The sequence below is a fragment of the Aeromonas sp. R1-1 genome (genome assembly GCF_040908495.1).
Taxonomy (GTDB): domain Bacteria; phylum Pseudomonadota; class Gammaproteobacteria; order Enterobacterales; family Aeromonadaceae; genus Aeromonas; species Aeromonas veronii.
This window is the reverse complement of sequence record NZ_JBFODV010000041.1, coordinates 1-4,533: the sequence shown is the minus strand read 5'-3', so window position 1 is coordinate 4,533 and position 4,533 is coordinate 1. Positions and strand designations below refer to the sequence as shown.

The window sequence follows — 4,533 nt, the reverse complement described above, 5'->3', positions numbered from 1 at the left end:
TCCTGTCCGGTATAGCTGGCGTGGACAAAGGCAGCCAGGCGACGACCGTAGGTGAGGCAATCCTGACGGCGATATTGGGCCGGCAGGATTGCGCGGGCCGCGGCGGTGGAGACCACAGTGCCCGGGTAGCAGACCACCCAGTACCACTGATCGAACACCGGAATCCCCTGACTGATAACGCCGTGCTCTTCCAGCACCAGCTGCATGCCGCCGAGATAACAGGGGGCCACGTTGTCGTAGTGGACGGAGCCGGAGATCTTGCCTTCCATCTCCCCCATCAGCAGCAGCATGTCGTGCTCATCAAGCGGCGCGCCGTGAAAGGCGTTGAGCCCTTCAAGGGCCGCCACCACGCTACAGGCGCTGGACCCCAGCCCCGAGCCCACCGGCAGGTTCTTCTCCAGCACCATTTCGAGCGGCTTGAGTTTAAGGCCGCGCTTCTCAAGCGCCTCGCCATAGGCTACCCAGCAGTCGAACAGGATATTCTTTTTCGGATCGTCCGGCAGCTTGTGGGCGTAGCGGCCCACAGATGAGAGGGCAAAAGGCACGTCAGCCGCTTTTACCTGCACCCGATCGCCGAGCAGAGAGCCATCCACGGGGGCGAGCGCCGCCCCCAGTACATCGAAACCCACGCTCAGGTTGGCGCTGGAGGCGGGTGCATAGGCGACCACACTTCTGTCATTACCCATGGCGCCTTCCGCCATATAGGGGTTCATCTCTGAACTCATGCTTATAGCTCCTGCTTCCAGTTCTGGGTGCGCAGCACGTCGGCAAAGACGCCCGCCGCGGTCACTTCGGTACCGGCGCCATAGCCGCGCAGCACCAGCGGGATCGGCTGGTAGTAGGTGGAGAAGAAGGCGAGCGCGTTCTCCCCGTCTTTGACCTTGAACAGCGGCTCGTCACCACCGACCGCCTTGATGGCCACCTTGCACTTGCCACCCTCGATGGAACCCACATAGCGCAACACCTTGCCTTCACGCTGGGCGGCGGCGAACTGGTCGCGGAACCAGCCATCGGCCTCCGGCAGACGGGCCATAAAGGCTTCTACATCGCCGCTCACATCAAAGCCCGGTGGCAGCGCCTGCTCTACCTCGACATCGGAGAGCTCCAGCGCCATGCCCGCCTCGCGAGCCAGAATGAGCAGCTTGCGCGCCACATCCATGCCGTTGAGATCGTCGCGGGGATCCGGCTCGGTAAAGCCGTTGCTGCGAGCGATTTGAGTCGCCTCGGAGAACGCCATCCCCTCGTCCAGCTTGCCGAAGATAAAGGAGAGGGAACCGGAGAGGATGCCATCGAAGGCGCGCAGCTTGTCACCGGCCTTGATAAGGTTCTGCAGGTTCTCGATAACCGGCAAACCGGCGCCCACGTTGGTTTCATACAGGAACTTGCGGCGAGTCTGGCGGGCGGTGCGACGCAGCGCCTTGTAGTAATCGAGCGAGCCGGTGTTGGCCTTCTTGTTGGGGGTGACCACGTGGAAACCGGCGGCGAGGAAGTCGGCATACTGGACGGCCACCGCCTCGGAGGAGGTGCAGTCAACGATCACCGGGTTGATGATGTGGCTATCTTCCACCAGCTTTTTCACCCCTTCCAGCGAGAAGCTGTCGCGGGCTTCCACCAGCTGTTCACGCCAGTTGGCGAGGTTCAGACCATCCTTGTTGACCGCCATCTGGCGGCTGTTGGCGATGCCCACTACCCGCAGGCCAGTGCCCTGCTCGGCCAGTACCGGTTGCTGGCGGGCAATCTGATCCACCAGCGCGGCACCTACGCCGCCGACCCCGACCACAAACAGATCGATAAACTGCTGGCTGCCAAAGAAGTTCTGGTGGCACGCCTTGATCGCTTCCGCCACCTTGCGATCCCGCACCACCGCCGAGATGGAGCGCTCGCTAGAGCCCTGCGCGATAGCGACGATATTGATGGAGGCTTGCGCCAGTGAGGTGAAGAAGCGGGCCGCCATTCCCTTGCTGGTGCGCATGCCGTCACCGATGAGGGAGATGATCGCCAGATCGCTGATGATATCCAGCGGCTCCAGCAGCTGGTTTTTGAACTCCAGCTCGAACTCGCGCTCCAGCACCTTGCGGGTCTTGTCGCTGTCGTAGCTGTGGATACAGAAGCTGACGCTGTACTCGGAAGAGGATTGAGTGATCAGCACAATGCTGACCCCGGCGCGGGAGACGGCGGAGAAGATGCGACCGGCCATGCCGACCATCCCCTTCATGCCGGGACCGGAGACGTTGAACATGCACATGCAGGAGAGATCCGAGATGGCCTTCACTTTGAGGTCGTCATCGCCGCTCTCGGGGCCGATCAGGGTGCCCGGCCCCTGCGGGTTGAAGCTGTTCTTGATAAGGCAGGGAATATGGAACTGGGCCACCGGCGCGATGGTTTTCGGGTGCAGCACCTTGGCGCCGAAGTAGGAGAGCTCCATCGCCTCCTTGTAGGAGAGGGTTTTCAGTAAGTAAGCATCCGGCACCAGACGCGGGTCACAGCTGTAGCAGCCCTCGACATCAGTCCAGATCTCGCAACACTCGGCATCGACGCAGGCGGCCAATACGGCGGCGGAGTAGTCGGAGCCGTTGCGGCCCAGCAGCACGGTTTCCCCCTTGTCGCTACCGCCGGTAAAGCCCGGCATCAGATAGAGACATTGCTGCTTTTCTGCCACAACAGGACGCAAGCCCCTGGCGGCAAAGCGCACCCGGGAGGCTTCGATATCGACGTGAGCTTCCAGATAGCCGCCATCGGTCACCAGCAGCTCTTCCGGTACGATAAGACCCAGTTCGAGGCCACGCACCCGCAGCAGTTCGTGCATAAAGGCGATGGAGAGGTTCTCGCCACGGCTCAGGATGCGCGCCTGCACGTTGTCCGGGCAGAGCCCCAGCAGGCGGATGCCCTGCATCAGCCGCTCCACCTGATCCAGTTCGCTGGTCAGGCGTGCCTGCAGCGCCTTGTCATCCAGCGCCGGATAAGCCGCCTTCAACCCGGCCAGCAGGCGGGAGAAGATACCGTTCACTTCAAACAGGGTACTGCTGGCATCCATGCCGCGGCTGGTCTGTTCCACCAGCGCCACCAGATGATTGGTCACCTTGGCTGGTGCAGAGAGCACCAGGGCTACCTGAGATTGGCCGTGGGTGTTGACCGCGATATCGGCCACCCGTAAAAAACGCTCTGCATCGGCCAGTGAAGACCCGCCAAATTTCAACACTCTCATCGCTTTCTCTCCCTGTAAATCTATGAAATTCAATCTAAAAACCAATCCAACAAAAAGGCCCGTACTGGGTGGGTACGGGCCTTTTTTGATTTCTGTGCTTGTTCGTCAGCGCATCAACCGGCCCCAGTGCCACCTGTGGTGGTACCGGTAATAATGGTGGTGGTGATGACGTTGGTGAATAACTGCATGACGAACACTCGTTGACGAAGCTGGCTTTTAGCAATACCGCGGCGGGCGATGGGCTGTCAACTTAAACCTCTTTACCAAGCTTGCGCGCAAGGTCTTTGCAGAGCAGGTGGAGCATGTTCAAATCCCGCTGCGGCAGCATGGGCACCCGGTCCATCACCCATTGATGCAGTTTTTCATCCTGCGAAACTCCGAGTTCACCAAGCAATTCTGCTGTTTTGCTTTTCAGCACCCGAACCTGCCCGGCGTTATCAAAATTTTCTGCTACCGCAGCGCCTCCGTCGGCGTTCAGCTCATCCATCAGCTGACTCATCTCGTAGGCGTAGAGCATGATCGCCTGCCCCAGATTAAGGGAGGGGTAGCTAACCTTGAGGGGCAAATAGCTGATGAGGTCGACCTCGGCCAGCTGCTCGTTGGAGAGCCCCGACTCCTCGCAGCCAAAGACGATGGCGACCTTGTTGAGTGAAGGCTTGCTGCGGATCTGCTCGCGGATCTCCCCCGGCGTGAGGTAGTGCTGGTAGCGACCACGCTCGCGGGCAGTGGTGGCGATCACCAGATCCATGTCCGCCAGCGCCTCGGGCAGGGTATCGAACGCTTCGGCCTGAGTCAGGATCTCCTGGGCGCCGTGGGCCACCCAGCTCGCCTCCTCCTCTTCGTGTACCCGGCTCGCCACCAGTCGCATGGCATCGAATCCCATGGTTTTCATGGCGCGGGCAGCCGCCCCCACATTCGCAGGTCGGGCAGGTGCCACCAGGACAAAATAGAGCTTCATCGGGTTTCCTCGCAGGCCGGACGGCCTCTCAAACAGACAGCAAACAGTCGCTAAACCATTACCAAAACAGGGGCGCAATCTACAGTTTATCCCCGAAAATTGCCACTTGAACAGACGTTTGAATGTTGCGATAGTGGCCTGACGTGTGAACAAATTACACCCAATCCTTCGCGCTATCGGCCCGACAGATCACAAGGAAGAGAGAGATGCAGCAGCCATTGGAACAGGCCGTCGCCGAGACTATCCTGCAACGCTTCGAGTCGTTTTACAGCCGGTTTCTCGAGATAACCCAGGGCAGCAAGAGCCGCTTCGAGAACAGTGACTGGCTGGGGGTGCAGCTCGCCGGGCGCGAGCGAATTCGCCTCTATGA

Annotated in this window: 4 protein-coding genes; 1 reads left to right on the top strand and 3 read right to left on the bottom strand. The window is 60.4% G+C overall.

From position 1 onward, the window contains the following. The 3 genes from thrB to AB5Y92_RS01930 form a co-directional block, all read right to left on the bottom strand. Positions 1 to 725 (bottom strand): homoserine kinase (gene thrB / locus AB5Y92_RS01940; RefSeq protein WP_368225344.1); only part of this gene is annotated, 725 nt, incomplete at its 3' end. Positions 726 to 727: 2 nt separating this feature from the next. Next, positions 728 to 3,205, bottom strand: coding sequence for a bifunctional aspartate kinase/homoserine dehydrogenase I (gene thrA / locus AB5Y92_RS01935; protein ID WP_368225342.1), 2,478 nt, complete (start codon positions 3,203 to 3,205; stop codon positions 728 to 730). Positions 3,206 to 3,455: 250 nt separating this feature from the next. Beyond that, on the bottom strand, positions 3,456 to 4,163 hold the full coding sequence (locus AB5Y92_RS01930) for a tRNA/rRNA methyltransferase (RefSeq protein WP_100654199.1): 708 nt from the start codon (positions 4,161 to 4,163) through the stop codon (positions 3,456 to 3,458). A 206-nt stretch (positions 4,164 to 4,369) separates the two neighbouring features. Between AB5Y92_RS01930 and AB5Y92_RS01925 the strand changes: the two genes are divergently transcribed. Further along, positions 4,370 to 4,533 (top strand): isocitrate dehydrogenase kinase/phosphatase AceK regulatory subunit (locus tag AB5Y92_RS01925; protein WP_368225346.1); only part of this gene is annotated, 164 nt, incomplete at its 3' end.